Source organism: Acinetobacter sp. FB (genome assembly GCF_056033405.1).
Window position 1 is genome coordinate 1,093,302 of sequence record NZ_CM148502.1, and the last position, 18,783, is coordinate 1,112,084.

Genomic DNA, 18,783 nt, shown 5'->3' on the forward strand with positions numbered 1-18,783 from the left:
ACAAACAAGAGAAAGCTATCAATAAAACTGCTATGAGAATGATTTAAATTACACGTATTATGATGATTGAAAAAGACTTTTACCTAAAATCACAAAAATAATTATAGGTATTTTATGAATTTATAGTGAATTAGGACAAAATCTTAGCTCAATTAACAGCTTTTGATTCAATCTTGATGATAATTCCATTACAATTATGGCGTTTTAAAAATTCACGCCCAGTATAGATATTAAATTTGAGGACGTAACTGTGAGCAAAGACACTATCGTTGCCCTACACGCAGAACATCAAGGCCGTTGGAAAAACCGTGAAGAAATCGCGGAACGCATGATTGCTTTGATTGGTCAATTATACCGTGAGAAAAATATTGTTGTTTCTGTTTACGGTCGTTCTTTAATAAACCGTTCAGTGATTCAAATTTTAAAATCACATCGCCGTACACGTATGCTTGATGTAGAACTTTCAGTTGTTCATACCTTCCCAATTTTGGAAGCGTTAATGAAAATTGAAAACATTGGTTCTGCTGAAGTAGACATCGGTAAACTTGCTGTTGAATATAAAAATCAAGGTGGCGATGTAGATGCATTTGTTGCAAATGCCGTTGCTTCGATTCAAGGTAAAGCAAAATCTGAACAACCTAAAGATGTCGTTCTTTACGGTTTTGGTCGTATCGGTCGTATCTTGGCCCGCTTAATCATTAGCCAATCTGGTTTAGGTCGTGGTTTAAGCCTTAAAGCAATCGTTGTTCGTAAATCATCTGATGGTGACTTAGCAAAACGTGCTTCATTATTACGTCGCGATTCTATTCACGGTACTTTTGACGGTACAATTTCTGTTGATGAAGAAAACGAAGCAATCATTGCAAACGGTCAATTCATTAAAGTGATCTATGCTTCAAGCCCAAGCGAAGTAGATTACACAGCTTATGGTATTGAAAATGCGCTTCTTATCGACAATACAGGTAAATGGCGTGATGCTGAAGGTCTAAGCCAACACTTGAAATGTGCAGGTATTGCACGTGTAGTCTTGACTGCACCAAGTAAAGGCGAGATGAAGAACGTTGTATACGGAGTAAACAATACAGATATCCTAGATGAAGACAAAATCATCTCTGCTGCAAGCTGTACTACGAACGCAATTACACCTGTATTAAAAGTTTTAGATGACAAATACAAAGTATTAAATGGTCATGTTGAAACAGTTCACTCATTCACAAACGACCAAAACTTAATTGATAACTATCACAAGGCTGACCGTCGTGGTCGTGCTGCGACATTAAACATGGTTATTACTGAAACAGGTGCTGCGAAAGCGGTTGCGAAAGCATTACCAGGTCTTAAAGGTAAGTTAACAGGTAACTCTGTACGTGTTCCTACGCCAAACGTTTCACTTGCAATCTTGAACTTAAACTTAGAGAAAGAAGTTGATCGTGAGGAAGTGAATGAATACATTCGTCAAATCTCGATTAATTCTAGCCTACAAGGTCAAATTGGTTATACCAACTCGACTGAAGTTGTATCGAGTGACTTTATTGGTTCACGTACTGCAGGTGTGTTTGATGCGCAAGCAACAATCACTTCTGGTACGCGTTTAACAGCATATGTTTGGTACGATAACGAAGTGGGTTATAGCTGCCAAGTATTGCGTATCGCTGAACAAATGTGTGGCGTAAGCTATACAAAAATTCCAGCTGAAACAAATGCATAATTTGTGAAGGTTGAAAAAAGGAGCTGATTTAAAGCTCCTTTTTTTATGCTTAGTTATATCTAAAATATTGTATTTTAATTTACCGTATGTTTAATTATGCTTCTAATAAATAAAAGTGCTTCATAATGAAAAAATATATATTCACTATTTTAGTTGCAAGTATCAGCTTGCATATACAAGCAAATCCTCAAACTTTTGATTTAACGCCAGTTTTACAAGATCGTTATGAAAAAGATTGTGCAGTTCGCTCTGATTATGACTTATATAAATTTCCTAATATTTCGAAAAAACTACAAGCTTATGTGGTCAAGAATGAATTGGAAGAAGAACCTGCCTTTGTTAGTAATGTTTTTATATTGAAAAATGTGGAATATCGGGGTGTACCCGTTACTAAGATAGAGTTCTCGTATGGGAATCTAGCTAAACAAATTAATCAAGCTTTATATTTCGATCTTTCAACCGCAAAAGCGAAACAGAGCTTTAGTAAAATTCAATTTAAACGTAAGCAAACTAAAGCAGATGCAAGTCTAGACATTACCAAAGAGGGGAATATGACATCTGTATATTGCTCTTGGACAGATCAAAAAAACTAGATACCGTCTTTGGAGATGTTTAAAACATAACTACTCATTATTAATCTTAATCGTACAAAATAAGGGCTGAACAACATACATAAATGAATGAAAATAACTGCATAGGATAATAGTTCGATAGGGATATGTCATTGTTGCAGTTGAAGCGTTTATTTGCAGTTTTTGCTCTTATTGTTGTCGCAAACTTATGTGGTGTATATATTGCCATGTGGGTATTTAAACATTTTAATATTTATATTCCATTGAAAAATCAAGATGTCGCAATTGATTTACAGGAACCCCTACAAGTAAGCGTAAAGGTTAAAGATGCTTTAAATGTCGATGTAAATGGGCGCGTTGATGCAAAAATTCCAATTGATGAGCAACTCAATGTTCCTTTAACTCAAACACTCACCCCCCGAGTTTATTTCGATAACTTAGTTCCAATTAGTACTACAATTCCTGTAAAAGAAACCATTAAAGTAAATCAAAGTTTACCGATTGATACCAAGGTTCAAGTCAAGATTTTGGGTCAGGATGTCACTTTACCGTTAAAGGGTTCAATTCCTTTAAATTTAGATGTTCCAATTGATATTCAAGTACCATTACAACAGAAAGTACATTTAAAATTCGATGCACCTGTTCGCACTGTTTTGAAAGAAAACTTAAATATTCCTTTGAAAGCTCAGCTAAATGCCAATATTCCAATTCAAGGAAAATTAAATGTTCCTATTACATCGGAACTTAATGCTTCGGTAGATGTGAAAAATACATTGCCAGTAAAAATCGCGAAGGGAGAGCTGAAAATTCCCTTATCATCAATGCGTTTAAATCGGATTGAAGACCAGCACGTAGGAGTACCTAATACACAGCAACCTATTAAAGGTGAATGATGCTGATGATGAAATCTATTAAGAGTTTATTGATTAGCTTTGTCATACTCACGACTTTGGTTGCAATCTTGTTTTGGTTTTATCTTAATATCCAAGCATCGCTGATTGTTTCTGCTCAGCAAACTGATATTCGTTTGCCAGCATCACTTGCCACTAAAATTCAAGTCGGTGAACATTTACGTGTCCGATCCGAAGGGATGTTAAAAACTGCTGTTGCTATTGATCGAAATTTACAACTGCCTTTAAAAGGTAAATATTTGGCTGACTTAAGTTTTGAAGTAGAAACACCGATTACCGTGAACATCAATTATGAAACGTTGTTAAAAGTTGATGAAGTGATGCCTGTTCAGACCACGACGGATTTAATTTATCAGAGCAAATTATTGCCAAAATTTCCCCTAAATCTAGATGTGCCTGTGAAATTGGATATTCCCTTTCAACTTAAACGTAGTTATACCATTCCTGTAAAAATAGTATTTAATGGACCTGTTTACTTTGCATTTGATGAATCAGTAAATTTGCCGATTAAACATGAATTTAAAACGAATTTTTATATGAATGATGCGATTAATATGAGCAATATTTCATCTTTTAATGCGCTTATGTTTAATTCAGTTCAACAGACCAAAGCAAATTTAGATATGCAAATGGATTTGCCATTAAAGAATGTGCATCCTTAATTTTTGAGATATTTGAATTATATCTTGAGTGATTGGTTAAATTCTAAATTTCATATTACTAGGTGTAATATTTACTAAATACTGAATTTCTTCAACATTTGCACAGAATTCATTTGTTGTTTAATAAAATTCATGCAGAGCTGAGTAAATCTATTCGAGAAATTTATTAAAATGTGGCAAAATAGTCCGCTTTTAAGAATTTAGAGGATTGGCACATGCGCTTTGTTGATGAAGCAGTCATAACCGTAGAGGCTGGCGACGGTGGCAATGGCGTAGCCAGTTTTCGCCGTGAAAAATTTATCCCTTTTGGTGGTCCAGATGGTGGAGACGGGGGGCGTGGAGGAAGTGTTTATATCCAAGCCGATGATGACACAGGTACGCTCGTAGATTATCGTTATACGCGTCGATTCCGCGCTGAACGTGGTAAAAATGGTCGTGGTGCAAACTGTTCAGGTCGCGGTGGTGAAGATGTTGTTTTAAAAGTACCTGTGGGTACAACCATTGTTGATATTGAATCTGGTGACATTATTGGTGACTTGGTTGCCGATGGTCAACGTGTCAAAGTAGCTAATGGCGGTGATGGTGGTTTAGGTAACACGCACTTTAAGTCTTCAACGAATCGTTCTCCACGTAAATGCACTCATGGTATCAAAGGTGAATACCGCGAAGTACGTTTAGAGTTGAAAGTACTTGCAGATGTTGGCTTGTTGGGTATGCCAAATGCAGGTAAATCAACGTTTATTCGTGCAGTTAGTGCGGCAAAACCAAAAGTTGCGGATTATCCATTTACCACTATGATTCCTAACCTTGGGGTGGTTGATGCAGACCGTCATCGTTCATTCGTCATGGCCGATATTCCAGGTCTGATTGAAGGTGCAGCAGAAGGTGCAGGTCTTGGGATCCGCTTTCTTAAGCATTTGGCACGTACTCGTATCCTGTTGCATATTGTTGATGTTCAACCGATTGATGGTTCAGATCCAGCGCATAACGCCAAAGCAATTTTGGGTGAGTTAGTGAAATTCTCGCCAACTTTGGCAAAGCTCCCTGTGGTTCTTGTCTTGAACAAACTTGACCAACTTCCTGAAGAATCAAGAGAAGAGTGGTGTCAGCATATTCTTGATGAATTGCAATGGGAAGGTCCTGTTTTTAAAACTTCTGGTTTGATGTCAGAAGGGACGAAAGAAGTTGTTTATTACTTGATGGATCAGATCGAGCAACAGCGTGAGCGTGAAGTTGAAGATCCTGAGTATGCAGCAGAAATGAAAGCATTCCGTGAGCAGCTTGAGGCTGAGACACGTGAACAAACCATCGCAGCAAAAGAAGCTTATCGTGCTATGCGTAAGGCTCAGCGTGAAGCTGGCTTAGAAGACGATGAAGATGATTTTGATGACGATGAGGATGAAGGCGGCGTAGAAAGCATTTACGTTCGTGATTAGTGAACCGAGGAAAAAATGATAGAAGTGGTCGATGGGCAACGTCAGCTCAATGCGTGTAAACGAATCGTTGTTAAAATCGGATCATCTTTACTCACTGCAAATGGGCAAGGGTTAGATTTAAATGCAATTTCGCATTGGGCGAAACAAATTGCGGATCTACACAATGCTGGGCACGAAATTATTTTAGTGTCTTCAGGTGCGGTTGCGGAAGGGATGGTACGCATGAAACTTGCGAGTCGACCCACTGATTTACCCAGTTTGCAAGCTTGTGCTGCTATTGGTCAAATGGGTTTAATCCATACGTGGTCAAGCGTATTGGATCAACATGGGATTCAAACAGCACAAGTCTTACTCACGCATGACGATCTTGCGGATCGTCGTCGTTACCTCAACTCTTGTGATGCTTTGCAAAACTTGATCGATTGGCGTGTGATTCCTGTCATTAATGAAAATGATACAGTATCTACCGATGAGATTCGTTTTGGTGATAATGATACTTTAGCTGCAATGGTGGCAGGGCAGGTTCAGGCTGAGCTGTTGATTATTTTGACAGATCAGCAAGGCATGTTCGATTCTGATCCACGTAGTAATCCAAATGCCAAGTTATTTTCTTCAGTTCGTGCATTAGACGATACTTTATTTGAAATGGCGGGTGGTGGTGGTGTTTTAGGTCGCGGTGGTATGGTGACTAAAGTTCGTGCAGCACGTCTTGCAGCGAAGTCTGGTTGCCCAACTCTGATCGCAAGTGGTGAAAGTGACCATGTGTTGGCTCGTTTAATGGCGGGTGAGATGCTTGGAACATTATTTACAACTGATAATGACCGTGTGACCGCTCATCAACAATGGCTTGCAGCTCATTTGCAAACCGCAGGTCGTTTAGTGATAGATGATGGTGCTGTTGAAGCAATTAAACTCAAGCATCGTAGTTTATTACCTGTTGGTGTGAAAGCCATTGAAGGTCATTTTGATCGCGGTGATGTGGTTGAATGTGTTGATAAGAATGGTGCTCGTATTGCTGTTGGTCGTGTGAATTTTAGTTCTCGTTCAGCAGAAATGGTGAAGGGTTTACCTTCTGAGAAAGTCTACCAAGTTTTAGGTGAGGCACGTTCTTTAGAAATGATTCATCGAGACCACATGGCAATTTACTAAATACAAATATAAAAAAAGCTCGCTTAGGCGAGCTTTTTTACGTTCGTTCTATATTGGGACTAACTCTTAGGGCATCAAATTTTAATTCTGGAAGTGATTTATTTTCTCCCATCATGTACGGGTGGTCAGCCAATGACAACATATCCAGATCTTCTTCGCTATTTCCATAAGCATAGATATATTGATAGTCCTCTAAATTGTATTGTTGCAAAATCCGTAATTTTTTCTGTTCACGGCTACAATCTTGAGAGCGATAACGACCTGTTAAAGTACCATTCTTAATTTCTGTTTGTGTACAAATCAACTCAATATTAAGCAATTCACAGATTGGTGCTAAATATAAATCGACTGATGCAGAAACAAGAACAATATGATCACCACGTTGTTGATGGAGATAAAGCTGCTTCAGTAAAGCTGGATCTAATTGTTTTATTAATTTTTGCGCATATTCATCAACCAAATTTTCTACAAATGTGGCGGAGATACCTTCAAACATCGTTTGAAATAATCGAGGTCTCATCGCATGTGCAGGATATAAGCGTAAATAATAGGCTTGAATCCAAGGTAATATGGTTAAGCCTTTTTTTACAATGTGACGCTTTGATAGGGTAAAGAAAATAAATCCCGTAAAACTATCTTTAGGATAGAGCGTGCCATCAAAGTCAAATAAAGCAAGATTTATAGTTTTATGCGTTTGGCTCTTTGCATGCATGTCTCATATCGTCCATTTACACGGCTTGCAAACCAGTTTGTATTGTAATCACGACTCAGTTTTGGTCCTGAAATAACGACTTGTGGCATGGTTGCATAAATTGGTTCTTTTTTGGTTTTATTTTGATATAGCTTTTGTACAGCTAAATAAGTTTGAGTATCTTCAAATTTTTTCTCTTTCTCTTTTTTCAAATCATCACGAATTTGGCGTGGTGTCACTAAAATATTATTTTGAGCAAAAACAGCAATAAGCTCTTTTTCACTTTGGCTTTGAGTTGATTTCACATCGCCATCTTTGCTGTAAAGTAATAGATCACCATCGAGACTGATTTCAGTCTTGGTGAGTGCATTTAACATGCTTTGAAACGCTGCATTTCGACTTGAGTAAACACCAGAATTGTAGTCTGCAAAGCGATAGATTGCTTTGTCATAATCAGCAGGATATTCCATTAATCGATGAATACCATAGTATAAACCCCCATATTGGGTATACAGATCATTACGCAATTCGGCAATACTACCACTTTGGCGTTTATGTTCTTTGGCGTAATTAATATGGACTTGCATTGAACCCAATGTTGTAATTGGATTCATTTTTTCCCCTATATCTTGTCCAACGAGTTTCGCTGCACCCGTTAATGCACTGACATGATAATGTTTTGACATGTAGTCGAAAATCTCACGGTAGAGCAAATCCAGCTCACGCTCCGTTTTAACTTTACGCATTTGACTCATGTAATTATTTTCTGGAGAAGGTTGATTTTTGAGTACGTCCTCAAAATAGCCTGCAACTGTTCCACCTATGGTTTCACCCAACTTTGCTTCAAATTTTTCTTTGAGTCGAGTATTAATTTCTTGTACTGCCTTTTCTCCAAGTCCTGGGACGGCTGGATCAGCAACAAAGTTAGATTCCTGATCTACAACAGCAACAATACTACACACATTTTCCTTGGATCTAGGAATACTGAGTTGTTGCATGATATCAAAAATATCTTGCGCCCATGACTGGCGATCATTTACACGGGGGGGAAGCACTTTCTTAATTTGTTCTGCTTCCATTTCTGGTTCTTTACCATTAGACCACCATGCTTTATCTCCACAAGCTGTTAAGCTGAGACATGCAGTGAGGATGCCCATAATTTTTAATAAAGGACGAGTAGGGAATGATTTATTCATAATCAGAACAACACCACATAAAAAGATGAGTCAAATGGGCGAATGAAGTATACTATGTTGCTCAGAATTTGTAAGAATATATATGTATATTGGTTCATATCAACTGTCAAATAATTTGATTGTTGCACCTATGGCAGGCGTAACAGATAGACCCTTTCGGACACTATGTAAATATTTTGGCGCAGGTCATGCCGTAAGTGAAATGATGGCGGCTGATAAAACCTTACGTATGAGTAAGAAAAGTTTATATCGGGCAAATTTTGATGGCGAACTTGCGCCAATTTCAGCACAAATCGCGGGTTCTGACCCAGAGCAACTCGCGGAAGCTGCTCGTTATCAAGTCGCTAACGGCGCACAAATCGTTGATATCAATATGGGTTGTCCAGCCAAAAAGGTTTGTAACAAGTTGGCTGGTTCAGCATTATTACAAGATGAAGATTTAGTAGCCCGAATTCTGGATGCGGTGGTTGCGGCAGTGGATGTGCCAGTGACTTTAAAAACCCGACTAGGATTTTTAAATGGTCATGAAAATATTTTGCGTGTGGCAAAACGTGCTGAAGAATCTGGAATTGCAGCTTTAGCCTTACACGGTCGCACGCGTGAAGATATGTATTTGAACACAGCACGTTATGAGCTGATTAAGCAGGTAAAAGAACTGATTAATATTCCATTGATTGCCAATGGTGATATTGATAGTCCTGAGAAAGCTAAATATGTACTAGACTATACTGGCGCAGACGCGATTATGATCGGACGTGCTGCACAAGGTCGACCATGGATATTTCGAGAAATTGCCCATTACTTAAAAACAGGTAAACACTTGGCAGCGCCTGATATTGCTGAAGTTAAAGCTGTGCTATTAGGGCATTTATCAGAATTATATCAATTCTATGGCGAATATTCTGGTTGTCGTATTGCGCGCAAGCATATTGCTTGGTACACCAAAGGTTTACGTTCGAGTAATGAATTCCGCCAAAATATGTATAAAGTGGAAAATACTGCTGATCAGGCAAAAGTTGTAGAGGCATATTTTAATCAATTGCTTGATCTAGGGCAGCGCATGAGTGATGTGGAAGTTGAACACGTAAATTTACTAGACATTAAATAGTGATGTGATTTTTATTGATTGAAAAGCCTATAATGATGAGTTTCATTACAGGCTTCCGATTATTCTAAATGTGCAGTGATTTTTTGCAGAATTTGGAAGATCACATCAAATTCACTTTGTAGAGGAGTGCTTTTACGAGTGACTAAAGCCAATGTGCGACTCGGGGCATCTTCAATTGATTTTACTGCAATCTCTTCATTGAAATGAATCATACTGTTTTTCAAGGCAATTTCAGGTAGCAGTGTAAAGCCAAGATCTGACGACACCATTTCCACTAAAGTTGGAAGTGAGCTTGCCTTCAAACGATGATCATTTTTGCGCTCACCCACAGGGCAGGCACTTAAGGTGTGATCTCGTAAACAATGACCTTCTTCGAGTAGCATCAGACGAGATAAATCTAAGTCATCCAACGAGTTTGCATTTGCTGTATTGCAGTCATCTTTATTATAAACAACGAATAAATTTTCTTTTGCAATTTCTGCAACTTTTAATCCACGAGTATCAAATGGAAGTGCCAGAACAATCATATCTAAATTGCCATGTTCTAGCTTTTCTACGATTTTCTCACTTTGAGCTTCGTGTAAATGAAGCTGAATCTTAGGCAGTTGTCGATGCACTTCATCAAGTAGTTGAGTCAAAATAAATGGTGCAATCGTAGGAATAATACCGAGATGTAAATCACCTGTTAATGGTTCACTCATTTCTCTACTTAGGCGCATTAAATCTTGTGCATCAGCAAGTAATACTCGTGCACGTGCAACGACTTGTTCTCCTAAAGGGGTTAAACGAACGTTTTGACGATCACGCTCAACTAGGACGCCACCTAAGAGGCGCTCTAGTTCCATGATACCACCCGACAAAGTAGACTGAGTGACAAATGAACGGCGCGCAGCTTCAGTAAAATGTAAAGTTTCTGACAACGTAACTAAATACGATAGCTGTCTTAATGAGGGTAATGCAGCCATAGAGTCCTAGTGTGATGATCTAAAGTGATGAGCAAACAAACCGCTAAGTTGTGGAATGAAGTGAGCAGGAATATCATGCCCCATTCCTTGAATTAATTCAAATTTAGCACCAGAAATCGCCTTTGCAACAGCTTTCCCGTGACTTGGTGGTAATAAACGATCTTTTGAACCATGTACAACCAAAGTCGGTTGAGTAATATTTTTGTTCAATGGTAACAAAGAACCTGTACATAATATTGCTAAAAACTGTTGAAGTACACCCGCTGGGTAAAAACTACGGCGATATAGTTTACGAATGGTTTGAATTGCTTCAACTTGATTCACATAACCTGGTGATCCAATAATATGAAATACTTTCAAACTATGATTCACGATCGCATCTTCGTCATGTGCTTCAGGTTTACCTAATAAACTGAAAAGTTGTTTTGGAAACGGTGGTGGTAGGAAGGGTTGATTGTTACTGGTAAATAATAATCCTACTTTCTCAACTTTTTCTGGATATTTCGCTGCCACGATTTGAGAGATCATGCCACCCATTGAAGCGCCTATGAGATATGTTTTTTCAAGTCCCAATTGGTCGATTAACATCGAAACATCATCAGCCATATCATATAAAGTGTAAGGTGCACCTTCGTTACCAAGCCCGACGATGAAGCGACTCATGAGTTTCATGGTATTGAGGCGTTTTCTTTTTTCACGAATTTTTGAAGATAAACCAATATCACGATTATCAAAACGGATAACGCGGAAGCCTTGATCAATCAATGATTTACAAAAGAAGTCAGGCCAAAACAGCATTTGAGCACCTAAACCCATAATCAATAGAATTGTTGGGTGTTCTGGATTGCCGCCCATTTCAACATGCAGTTCAATACCATTACCTAAAGTGACTTTGGTTTCTTGCATAAATGGAGCATAAGGTGACACATTAAATTGTAAAGCACTGTTCATGGCATTCATTCCGAATTGAATTCTTTTTATAGAATTAGAGTCTGCTAGAAATTCCTTTCTCAACAGACTCTAATTTAAACCTTAAACTTGTGCTGGAATCAAGTCTGGAACAAGTTTGGTTAAAGTTAAACGTTGTTTGCTTGCGGTCGCACCTAAAAGCACAAAACCTCTTAATGTGCCTTCACCATCTGCTGCTCTAGCAAGCATACCATCTTCAAACTCTTCAGTTTCCCAATTCACGTCCACACCAATTGGTACTGGTAATACAGTTAATGGTGCGGCAGGTGTTTTTACCGCAACTGGCATTGCAGGGTAGTGTACAGCAGTACTTTGCCCGCTCAGTGTTTTTGCTAATGCACGTGCTTGTTGCATGATTGGCATAACATATGGCAGTAATGTTCCATTCACTTCTGCACAGTCCCCAACAGCGTAAATATCTGCTTGATTAGTTTCAAGTAAGGTATTGGTAATAATACCGCGACTTGTTTGAATATCTGCAGCTTTTGCTAAAGATATATTTGGCTGTAAACCAATCGCTGAAAGAACGATATCTGCGATTAAAGTCTGACCTGTTGCTAAAGTCACTTCGTAATCTTCACCATCATTGATTTTCGTTACTTTTTCAACAGTGGTCGACAATGCGAATTTAATACCCGCTTGTTCTAAGTTTGTTTTAAATGCTTCAGCAACGTGATTTGGTAGCAAGCGACCAAGTGGTTGTGGTGCAAGATCAATTACTGTGACATCGTAGTTGCTATGTAATAAATCATTGGCAAATTCACAGCCAATTAACCCAGCGCCGAGAATCACAACGCGTTTATCTTTACGTTTTGCTAAATTTTCACGGAATGTACGGTAGTCGATCAAGGAGTTCACGACATGAATATCATCACTACCATCACCAGCAATTGCTAAACGAATTGGGTTTGCACCCACTGCAAGGACCAGTTTTGAGTAAGGTTGAGTGAAAATTTCACCATTTTTTTCTAAAGTGATTTCATGTTGTTCAGCATTAATTTCTTTCACCAAGGTTTCAGCTTCAATACGCATATTCAGTTGCGTTGCCATTTTAGCTGCATCACCTAGGGCAATTTGTTCAGGTGCTTTATTACCTGCAAATGCATTAGATAATGTTGGTTTTGCATAATTTACCGCATCATCTGCGCAGATCATAACGAGTTCTTGTTCTGGGCTTAGTTTGCGAAACTCACGTGCAACAGTATAGCCTGCCATGCCCGATCCGATGATGACGATAGGATGCATTATATTCTCCAATATTTCTTTCAATAAAAACAAACGATAGGAAAAAAAAGACCATGATCATGATCACGGTCTTTTTGATCTATTTAGATTTCAATCATTTCAAAATCAGCTTTTGAAACGCCGCAATCTGGGCAAGTCCAATCATCAGGGATATCTTCCCATTTAGTACCTGCTGCAATGCCGTCTTGTGGCCAACCATCTGCTTCGTCGTAAATCCACCCACAAACGATACATTGATATTTTTTCATGTGACTCTCCAAACTGATAGGTATGCTCAAATTGCCTTTCAGTAAAACTATTCCATAATGTCGCTACGATCGCTGTAATACAACAAACTTGTGTTGATCAGGAGTTAGATTTTTACGCAGAACGCCATTTAAGTAAAGTAAATGCAAGAGTTTAATCATTTATGTAAAAAGTGGAATGGCAATTTGTTCTGAAAGTCTTGTTATTTGAGCAATTACTCTAATTTTTTATAGATCTGTATATCTCTATAGCATTTTAAAAACAGTAAAAGTATAAATATAAGATGGGTGAAAAGTAACCATTTAATATTAAAAGATCAAAATAACACCAAAATTATGGAGAAAACAAAAATGCAGACTTTATCTTACGATATTGAAATTAAGGCTTCGAAGCAAAAAGTATGGGAAATATTATGGCAAAAAGAAAGTTACCAAGCTTGGACACAGTTCTTTTCTTGTAGTTCAAAGATGCAATCCGATTGGAAAGTAGGCGGTAAAACCTATTTCTATGATGCCAAAGGCGATGGCATGATTTCAATTATTGAGCGTTTGGATGAGCCGAATGTCATTATATTTAAGCATATTGGAATGATTCAAAATGGACATGAGGATACAGAAAGTGATGAAGTTAAAACATGGGCAGGTGCATTAGAAAAGTATATGTTGTTCGATTTAGATCACTGTACCCAAGTACATGTTGAGGTGGATATTCAACCCGAATACATTGAAATGATGAATCAAGGTTTTGAACGAGGATTGGCGATAGTTAAACAATTAGCTGAGCAATAGAAATCATTTTAAGTACATATTTATTGCAAGATAAAAGTATTATTTTCGCTTTGAAATTGATAAATCTTTGCTTTTTTCACGATTGTGTGACTGAAATGGTGCGAAAATGGGCTTTGATCTGCTATTCTATGCCACTTCAATTTTACTTAAATCGAGGCAGAGATGACGCAACAAAACGCTCAATCGACTTCTGAACAAACACTTTCCGAAAACGATTTAATCGCACAGCGTCATGCCAAGTTAAAGCAAATCCAAGAGACTGCCAAACAATGCGGTAAGAGTCCTTGGCCGAATACCTTTAAACGTGAGCACTATACAGGTGACTTACAAGAACAATTTAAAGATCAAGATAAAGCACAAATTGAAGGTGCTGAAAAAGTTTATGTAAAAGTCGCGGGTCGTGTCATGTTGAACCGTGGATCATTTATTGTGATCCAAGATATGACAGGTCGTATCCAACTTTATGTAGATCGTAAAGGTTTGCCAGCAGACGTTTTAGAAACGATTAAAAGCCTAGATCTTGGCGATATTATTGCCGCTGAAGGTTATATCGGACGTTCAGGCAAAGGTGACCTATATGTACACCTCGAAGGATTTGAACTATTAACCAAATCACTTCGTCCGCTTCCAGATAAATTCCATGGTTTAACGGACACAGAAGCGAAATATCGCAAACGTTATTTAGATTTGATCGTCAATGAAGAAACACGTAAGACTTTTGAAATTCGTGCCAAAGTGGTTGCAGGTATTCGTGCGTTCTTAACCAATGAACGTTTCATGGAAGTTGAAACACCAATGATGCATGTGATCCCGGGTGGTGCATCTGCAAAACCTTTCGTAACACATCATAATGCATTGGATATGGAACTCTATTTGCGTATTGCGCCAGAGTTGTACTTAAAACGCCTTGTGGTAGGTGGTTTTGAGCGTGTGTTTGAAATCAACCGTAACTTCCGTAACGAAGGGGTATCAACACGTCATAACCCTGAGTTTACAATGATTGAGTTCTATCAAGCCTACGCTGATTATAAAGACTTGATGGCATTAACTGAGAATATGCTTGAAAAACTCGCAATTGATATTTTAGGTTCTACCGATGTGCCTTATGGTGATGAAGTGTATAGCTTCAAAGGTCCATTCAAGAAAATATCAATGTTTGACGCTATCCTTGAGCACAATCCAGACTTTACGCCTGAAAATGTAAATGATCGTGAGTTCTTGGCTAAATTTACTCAAGATGTGTTGAAAGAAAAAGTGAAGCCTGGTTTTGGTTTAGGTAAATTACAAACAATCGTGTTTGAAGAAACTGTAGAAACAAAATTACGCCAACCAACATTCATTACAGAGTATCCAGCTGAAACCTCACCACTAGCTCGTCGTAATGATGATAATCCACATATTACAGATCGTTTTGAGTTCTTTATTGGTGGTCGTGAGTTGGCAAATGGTTTCTCTGAGTTAAATGATCCAATTGATCAGGCTGAGCGTTTCCAAGCACAGGTTGAAGAAAAAGATGCTGGTGATGATGAAGCTATGCATTATGATGCAGACTTCATTGAAGCATTAGAATATGGTTTGCCACCTACAGCAGGTCAAGGGATTGGTATTGATCGTTTGGTTATGCTATTTGCTAATGCGCCAAGTATTCGTGATGTATTGTTATTCCCGCATATGCGCCGTAAAGATTAATTTTAAGTTGAATAAAAATAGCCACATCTAATTTGTGGCTATTTTTTTAACTGTAATTTATTGGTTATTTTGTTTGCAGTTCTTTTGCGAGTTTTTGAGCGGCTTGCATAATTTTAGGTGTTAACTCACCCATTTGTTGCTGACCAATTTTCAGACTTTTTTGCATTACAATAGGTAATTTATTAATTGTCGATTGACCAACAGGTGTTTTATAAAATTCAAGCATGCCGTTGATTTCTTCTTGGGTAAATTCTTCAACATATAGTTGAATCATTTCAGGCTCTAATTTAGCCCAAGTAAAATCCTGTTTTACAATGTTTGCAATATCTTGATTAAAATTCTCAATGGCTTTCTTTTGTTTAGCATTGAGTTCTTGTCCTTGAGTGGCTTGTTCAATACTTGAAGCCATAATTTGGTGGACATATTGGCTTGATTGATCGATTAACTGTTCAGATTTAGTGACTTTTAATAGCTCTTTTACCGACTCTTTTGATGCCTGTTGAGCAAAAGTAGGCATGGAAATCAATGTGCCGATTATAAGGCTTAGAATAAACTTTCTCATTATCTAGTTTCAAGGTTACTATAGAAAGTCTAGATGGTACTCAGCCATCTCTTTTATTGTCAATTTCTTATTACATGTTAATAAATGTAATTGTTTGGTTTGATGATTGAAAAAAAAGCATAAAAAAACGATGATGTGCTAATGAATAAATTTGAGAACAGTTAGGGTATGTTTGTAAAAAAATCGCTTTATATCGCATTATTTTCGGCTATTTCAGCTACTACTTTTGCACAAGGGCTTGTATTGAATGATGCAAACTTACGCACTGACTTAAATTGGTTAAATCAGCAAGGTGTTATACATATCAGTACTTCAACTTGGCCGTTGAGTGGTGATGAAATTCAACGAGCTTTGTCGCAAGCAAAAGTGGCAAATAATACACAGCAAAAAGTCATCAATTCCGTAAAGAATGCACTTCAAGCCGATAATGAAACCGTAAAAGTTGGTTTGCATGCGGCTACTGATTTAAAAACTATTCCTCAAACATTTGGTGAGAATCAAAAATCACAATATCAAGCAGCCCTTGAATTTAATGCGGGGGGGGAAAGCTGGGATGCCAAACTGCGTGTTAATGGTGAGAAAGATCCTTTAATTGATAATGGTCATGATGCCAATGTTGAAGGTTCATATATTGCAGGAAAGCTTTGGAATCAATGGTTAATTGCTGGTCAAATCCCTACTTATTGGGGGCCTGGACATGATGGAAGTTTGATCCGTGGTGATGCTAGTCGTCCTGTTTATGGGGTGACTGTTCAAAGAGCAAATCAAAATGCATTTGAATCAAAATGGTTATCATGGATTGGACCTTGGCAATATCAGGCTTTTGCAGGCCAGTTAGATGATTACAAAGCTGTACCTGATGCTAAATTAATTGGTTTACGTTTAACAGCTCGTCCATTTCCAGCATTAGAAATTGGTGCTTCACGTGCCATTCAATGGGGAGGTGATGGTCGACCTGAAAGTTTAAGCTCACTTTGGGATGCCATTACAGGAACAAAAGACAATGGCGGTACTGGTAAAGAAGATCCATCTAATCAGATTGCAGGATTTGATGGTCGGTTATTTTTACAACCTTTATTGAACGTTCCAGTCAGTTTGTATGGTCAGTTTATTGGTGAAGATGAAGCCGGTGGATTACCTGCAAAATATATGTATCTCGGTGGTGCAGATTTTTCTTCAATTTATAAAGATATGCCATATCAATTATATGCAGAATGGGCTGACACGCGTACCAATGGCGAGGTAAGACGTATTTCTTATGCCCATACTATTTATAAAGACGGCTATTACCAGCACGGTTTCCCATTAGGACATGCGATTGGTGGTGATGGGCAAACATATTCTGTTGGTGGCGATATTCGTTTTGATGTGATGAATCGTCTAAGTGGACGTGTACTTTATGCCAAAGTGAATGAATCTAACTTGTTAATTAATGAGGCTTTCCCAAAACAAGACACCTTAAAAGGTTTAGATTTAACATGGACACATTATTTAAAGCCAACGATTCCATTGAAAATTAATGGTTGGGTGAGTGACTCTGATCTCAATGGTAATGATGGTGGTATTTCTGTTGGCGTTGAGATCCCATTAGAAAAAAATATGTTCCGTTTCTAATCTTAACTGAACAAAAAAGAAGCCGAATTCGGCTTCTTTTTTGTTTGATTTAATTTCATGTTATTTTTAACAGTCCTTCTTCTCTTTTCGAGCTATGCATATCACAATTTTGCATATTGATATGAAAAAACAAGCTAAAGAAGCTGTTCTAAATTATTATAATGGATAAACTTTACTAGATTGCTCATTTGTCCACTAGTAAGAATATCGATATCACGAAAAATTGGAGTTGTTATGATACTCGTTCCTCCACACGGTCTTCCAAGTGGTGGTTTAATACCACTTATAGATTTTATGGGTAACATTGATAAGGGGGGATATGTACATGACTGAAAATAGATTAACTCACCTCAAGCAACTTGAGGCAGAAAGTATTCATATTATTCGTGAAGTTGCAGCTGAATTTGAAAATCCAGTGATGCTTTATTCAATTGGTAAAGATTCAGCAGTCATGCTACATCTTGCCTTGAAAGCATTTTATCCTGCTAAGCTTCCTTTTCCACTCCTGCATGTAGATACGGGTTGGAAGTTTAAGGACATGATCTCATTCCGTGACAACATGGCAAAAACCCATGGCTTTGATTTGATCGTACATCAGAACAAAGAAGGTCGTGATGCAGGCATTAACCCGTTTGATCATGGTAGTTCAAAATATACCGACATCATGAAAACTCAGGGTTTAAAACAAGCATTAGATAAATATCAGTTTGATGCTGCGTTTGGTGGTGCACGTCGTGATGAAGAAAAATCACGTGCGAAAGAGCGTGTTTATTCATTCCGTGATACGAAGCATCGTTGGGATCCAAAAAACCAACGTCCAGAACTTTGGAATCTTTACAATGGTAAAGTGAACAAAGGTGAGAGTATTCGTGTTTTCCCTTTATCTAACTGGACTGAGTTAGATATTTGGCAATATATTTACTTAGAAAATATTCAACTTGTTCCTCTTTATTTCTCGGCTGTACGCCCAGTTGTAGAGCGTAGCGGTACGTTAATCATGGTCGATGATGAGCGTATGCGTTTAAAAGAAGGTGAAGTTCCTCAAATGAAATCGGTACGTTTCCGTACACTTGGTTGTTACCCATTAACAGGTGCAGTTGAGTCTGAGGCAGATACATTGCCTGAAATTATCCAAGAAATGCTTCTGGCTACCAGCTCAGAGCGTCAGGGTCGTATGATTGACCATGATGAAGCTGGCTCAATGGAAAAGAAAAAGCAGGAAGGTTATTTCTAATTTCCTTAAGCAAGCCCCTCTTTTAAAAGAGGGATTTA

At 38.0% G+C, this 18,783-nt stretch carries 18 protein-coding genes; 11 read left to right on the plus strand and 7 right to left on the minus strand.

What is annotated here, in order from left to right; translation table 11 throughout:
• Nucleotides 1-250: 250 nt before the first annotated feature.
• The 6 genes from AC0JIQ_RS05065 to proB all read left to right on the plus strand — a co-directional run bounded on the left by AC0JIQ_RS05065 (nt 251) and on the right by proB (nt 6,438).
• Nucleotides 251-1,708, plus strand: coding sequence for a glyceraldehyde-3-phosphate dehydrogenase (locus AC0JIQ_RS05065; RefSeq protein ID WP_004663078.1), 1,458 nt, complete (start codon nt 251-253; stop codon nt 1,706-1,708).
• Nucleotides 1,709-1,833: 125 nt separating this feature from the next.
• On the plus strand, nt 1,834-2,301 hold the full coding sequence (locus AC0JIQ_RS05070; RefSeq protein ID WP_474202826.1) for a hypothetical protein: 468 nt from the start codon (nt 1,834-1,836) through the stop codon (nt 2,299-2,301).
• A 131-nt stretch (nt 2,302-2,432) separates the two neighbouring features.
• Complete coding sequence (locus AC0JIQ_RS05075) at nt 2,433-3,173, plus strand: MFS transporter (protein ID WP_346510057.1); 741 nt, start codon at nt 2,433-2,435, stop codon at nt 3,171-3,173.
• A complete protein-coding gene (locus tag AC0JIQ_RS05080; protein WP_474202827.1) occupies nt 3,173-3,853 on the plus strand; it encodes a hypothetical protein in 681 nt (226 codons plus the stop codon). Before AC0JIQ_RS05075 ends, AC0JIQ_RS05080 begins: the two co-directional genes overlap by 1 nt.
• A gap of 215 nt (nt 3,854-4,068) precedes the next feature.
• Complete coding sequence (gene cgtA, locus AC0JIQ_RS05085; RefSeq protein ID WP_474202828.1) at nt 4,069-5,289, plus strand: Obg family GTPase CgtA; 1,221 nt, start codon at nt 4,069-4,071, stop codon at nt 5,287-5,289.
• A gap of 15 nt (nt 5,290-5,304) precedes the next feature.
• Nucleotides 5,305-6,438: a glutamate 5-kinase gene (proB, locus tag AC0JIQ_RS05090; protein WP_004663068.1), complete on the plus strand. Its 1,134-nt coding sequence runs from the start codon at nt 5,305-5,307 to the stop codon at nt 6,436-6,438.
• 37 nt (nt 6,439-6,475) lie between these two features.
• Here proB and AC0JIQ_RS05095 read toward each other — a convergent pair whose 3' ends face one another.
• The gene (locus AC0JIQ_RS05095; RefSeq protein ID WP_314370921.1) at nt 6,476-7,150 is read right to left on the minus strand and encodes an HAD-IB family hydrolase; all 675 of its coding nucleotides are present in this window, start codon (nt 7,148-7,150) and stop codon (nt 6,476-6,478) included.
• Nucleotides 7,117-8,325 (minus strand): DUF1615 family protein, encoded by a 1,209-nt coding sequence (locus tag AC0JIQ_RS05100; protein ID WP_314370920.1) that lies wholly within the window; start codon nt 8,323-8,325, stop codon nt 7,117-7,119. Before AC0JIQ_RS05100 ends, AC0JIQ_RS05095 begins: the two co-directional genes overlap by 34 nt.
• An 82-nt stretch (nt 8,326-8,407) precedes the next feature.
• Between AC0JIQ_RS05100 and dusB the strand changes: the two genes are divergently transcribed.
• A complete protein-coding gene (gene dusB / locus AC0JIQ_RS05105; RefSeq protein ID WP_474202829.1) occupies nt 8,408-9,433 on the plus strand; it encodes a tRNA dihydrouridine synthase DusB in 1,026 nt (341 codons plus the stop codon).
• 59 nt (nt 9,434-9,492) lie between these two features.
• Here the strand turns inward: dusB and oxyR are convergent, their stop codons facing one another.
• From oxyR to rubA, 4 genes are all read right to left on the minus strand, one after another.
• A complete protein-coding gene (gene oxyR / locus AC0JIQ_RS05110) occupies nt 9,493-10,398 on the minus strand; it encodes a LysR family transcriptional regulator OxyR (protein ID WP_474202830.1) in 906 nt (301 codons plus the stop codon).
• Nucleotides 10,399-10,404: 6 nt separating this feature from the next.
• On the minus strand, nt 10,405-11,349 hold the full coding sequence (estB, locus tag AC0JIQ_RS05115) for an esterase EstB (RefSeq protein WP_046739706.1): 945 nt from the start codon (nt 11,347-11,349) through the stop codon (nt 10,405-10,407).
• 81 nt (nt 11,350-11,430) lie between these two features.
• Complete coding sequence (gene rubB, locus AC0JIQ_RS05120; protein ID WP_474202831.1) at nt 11,431-12,612, minus strand: rubredoxin reductase RubB; 1,182 nt, start codon at nt 12,610-12,612, stop codon at nt 11,431-11,433.
• 83 nt (nt 12,613-12,695) lie between these two features.
• Entirely contained in the window at nt 12,696-12,860 is a 165-nt protein-coding gene (rubA, locus tag AC0JIQ_RS05125; RefSeq protein WP_004663059.1) for a rubredoxin RubA, read from the minus strand.
• 348 nt (nt 12,861-13,208) lie between these two features.
• Between rubA and AC0JIQ_RS05130 the strand changes: the two genes are divergently transcribed.
• Nucleotides 13,209-13,646 (plus strand): SRPBCC family protein, encoded by a 438-nt coding sequence (locus tag AC0JIQ_RS05130; protein ID WP_474202832.1) that lies wholly within the window; start codon nt 13,209-13,211, stop codon nt 13,644-13,646.
• 162 nt (nt 13,647-13,808) lie between these two features.
• Entirely contained in the window at nt 13,809-15,335 is a 1,527-nt protein-coding gene (gene lysS, locus AC0JIQ_RS05135; protein ID WP_474202833.1) for a lysine--tRNA ligase, read from the plus strand.
• A gap of 64 nt (nt 15,336-15,399) precedes the next feature.
• Here lysS and AC0JIQ_RS05140 read toward each other — a convergent pair whose 3' ends face one another.
• Nucleotides 15,400-15,897, minus strand: coding sequence for a DUF2059 domain-containing protein (locus AC0JIQ_RS05140; protein WP_474202834.1), 498 nt, complete (start codon nt 15,895-15,897; stop codon nt 15,400-15,402).
• A 168-nt stretch (nt 15,898-16,065) separates the two neighbouring features.
• Here AC0JIQ_RS05140 and AC0JIQ_RS05145 point away from each other — a divergent pair, with 168 nt between their 5' ends.
• Together AC0JIQ_RS05145 and cysD are read left to right on the plus strand one after the other, a co-directional pair.
• Nucleotides 16,066-17,511 carry a capsule assembly Wzi family protein gene (locus AC0JIQ_RS05145; protein ID WP_474202835.1) on the plus strand — a complete coding sequence of 482 codons (1,446 nt, stop codon included), beginning with the start codon at nt 16,066-16,068 and terminating at the stop codon, nt 17,509-17,511.
• 325 nt (nt 17,512-17,836) lie between these two features.
• On the plus strand, nt 17,837-18,745 hold the full coding sequence (gene cysD, locus AC0JIQ_RS05150; protein ID WP_005157587.1) for a sulfate adenylyltransferase subunit CysD: 909 nt from the start codon (nt 17,837-17,839) through the stop codon (nt 18,743-18,745).
• Nucleotides 18,746-18,783 lie beyond the last annotated feature (38 nt).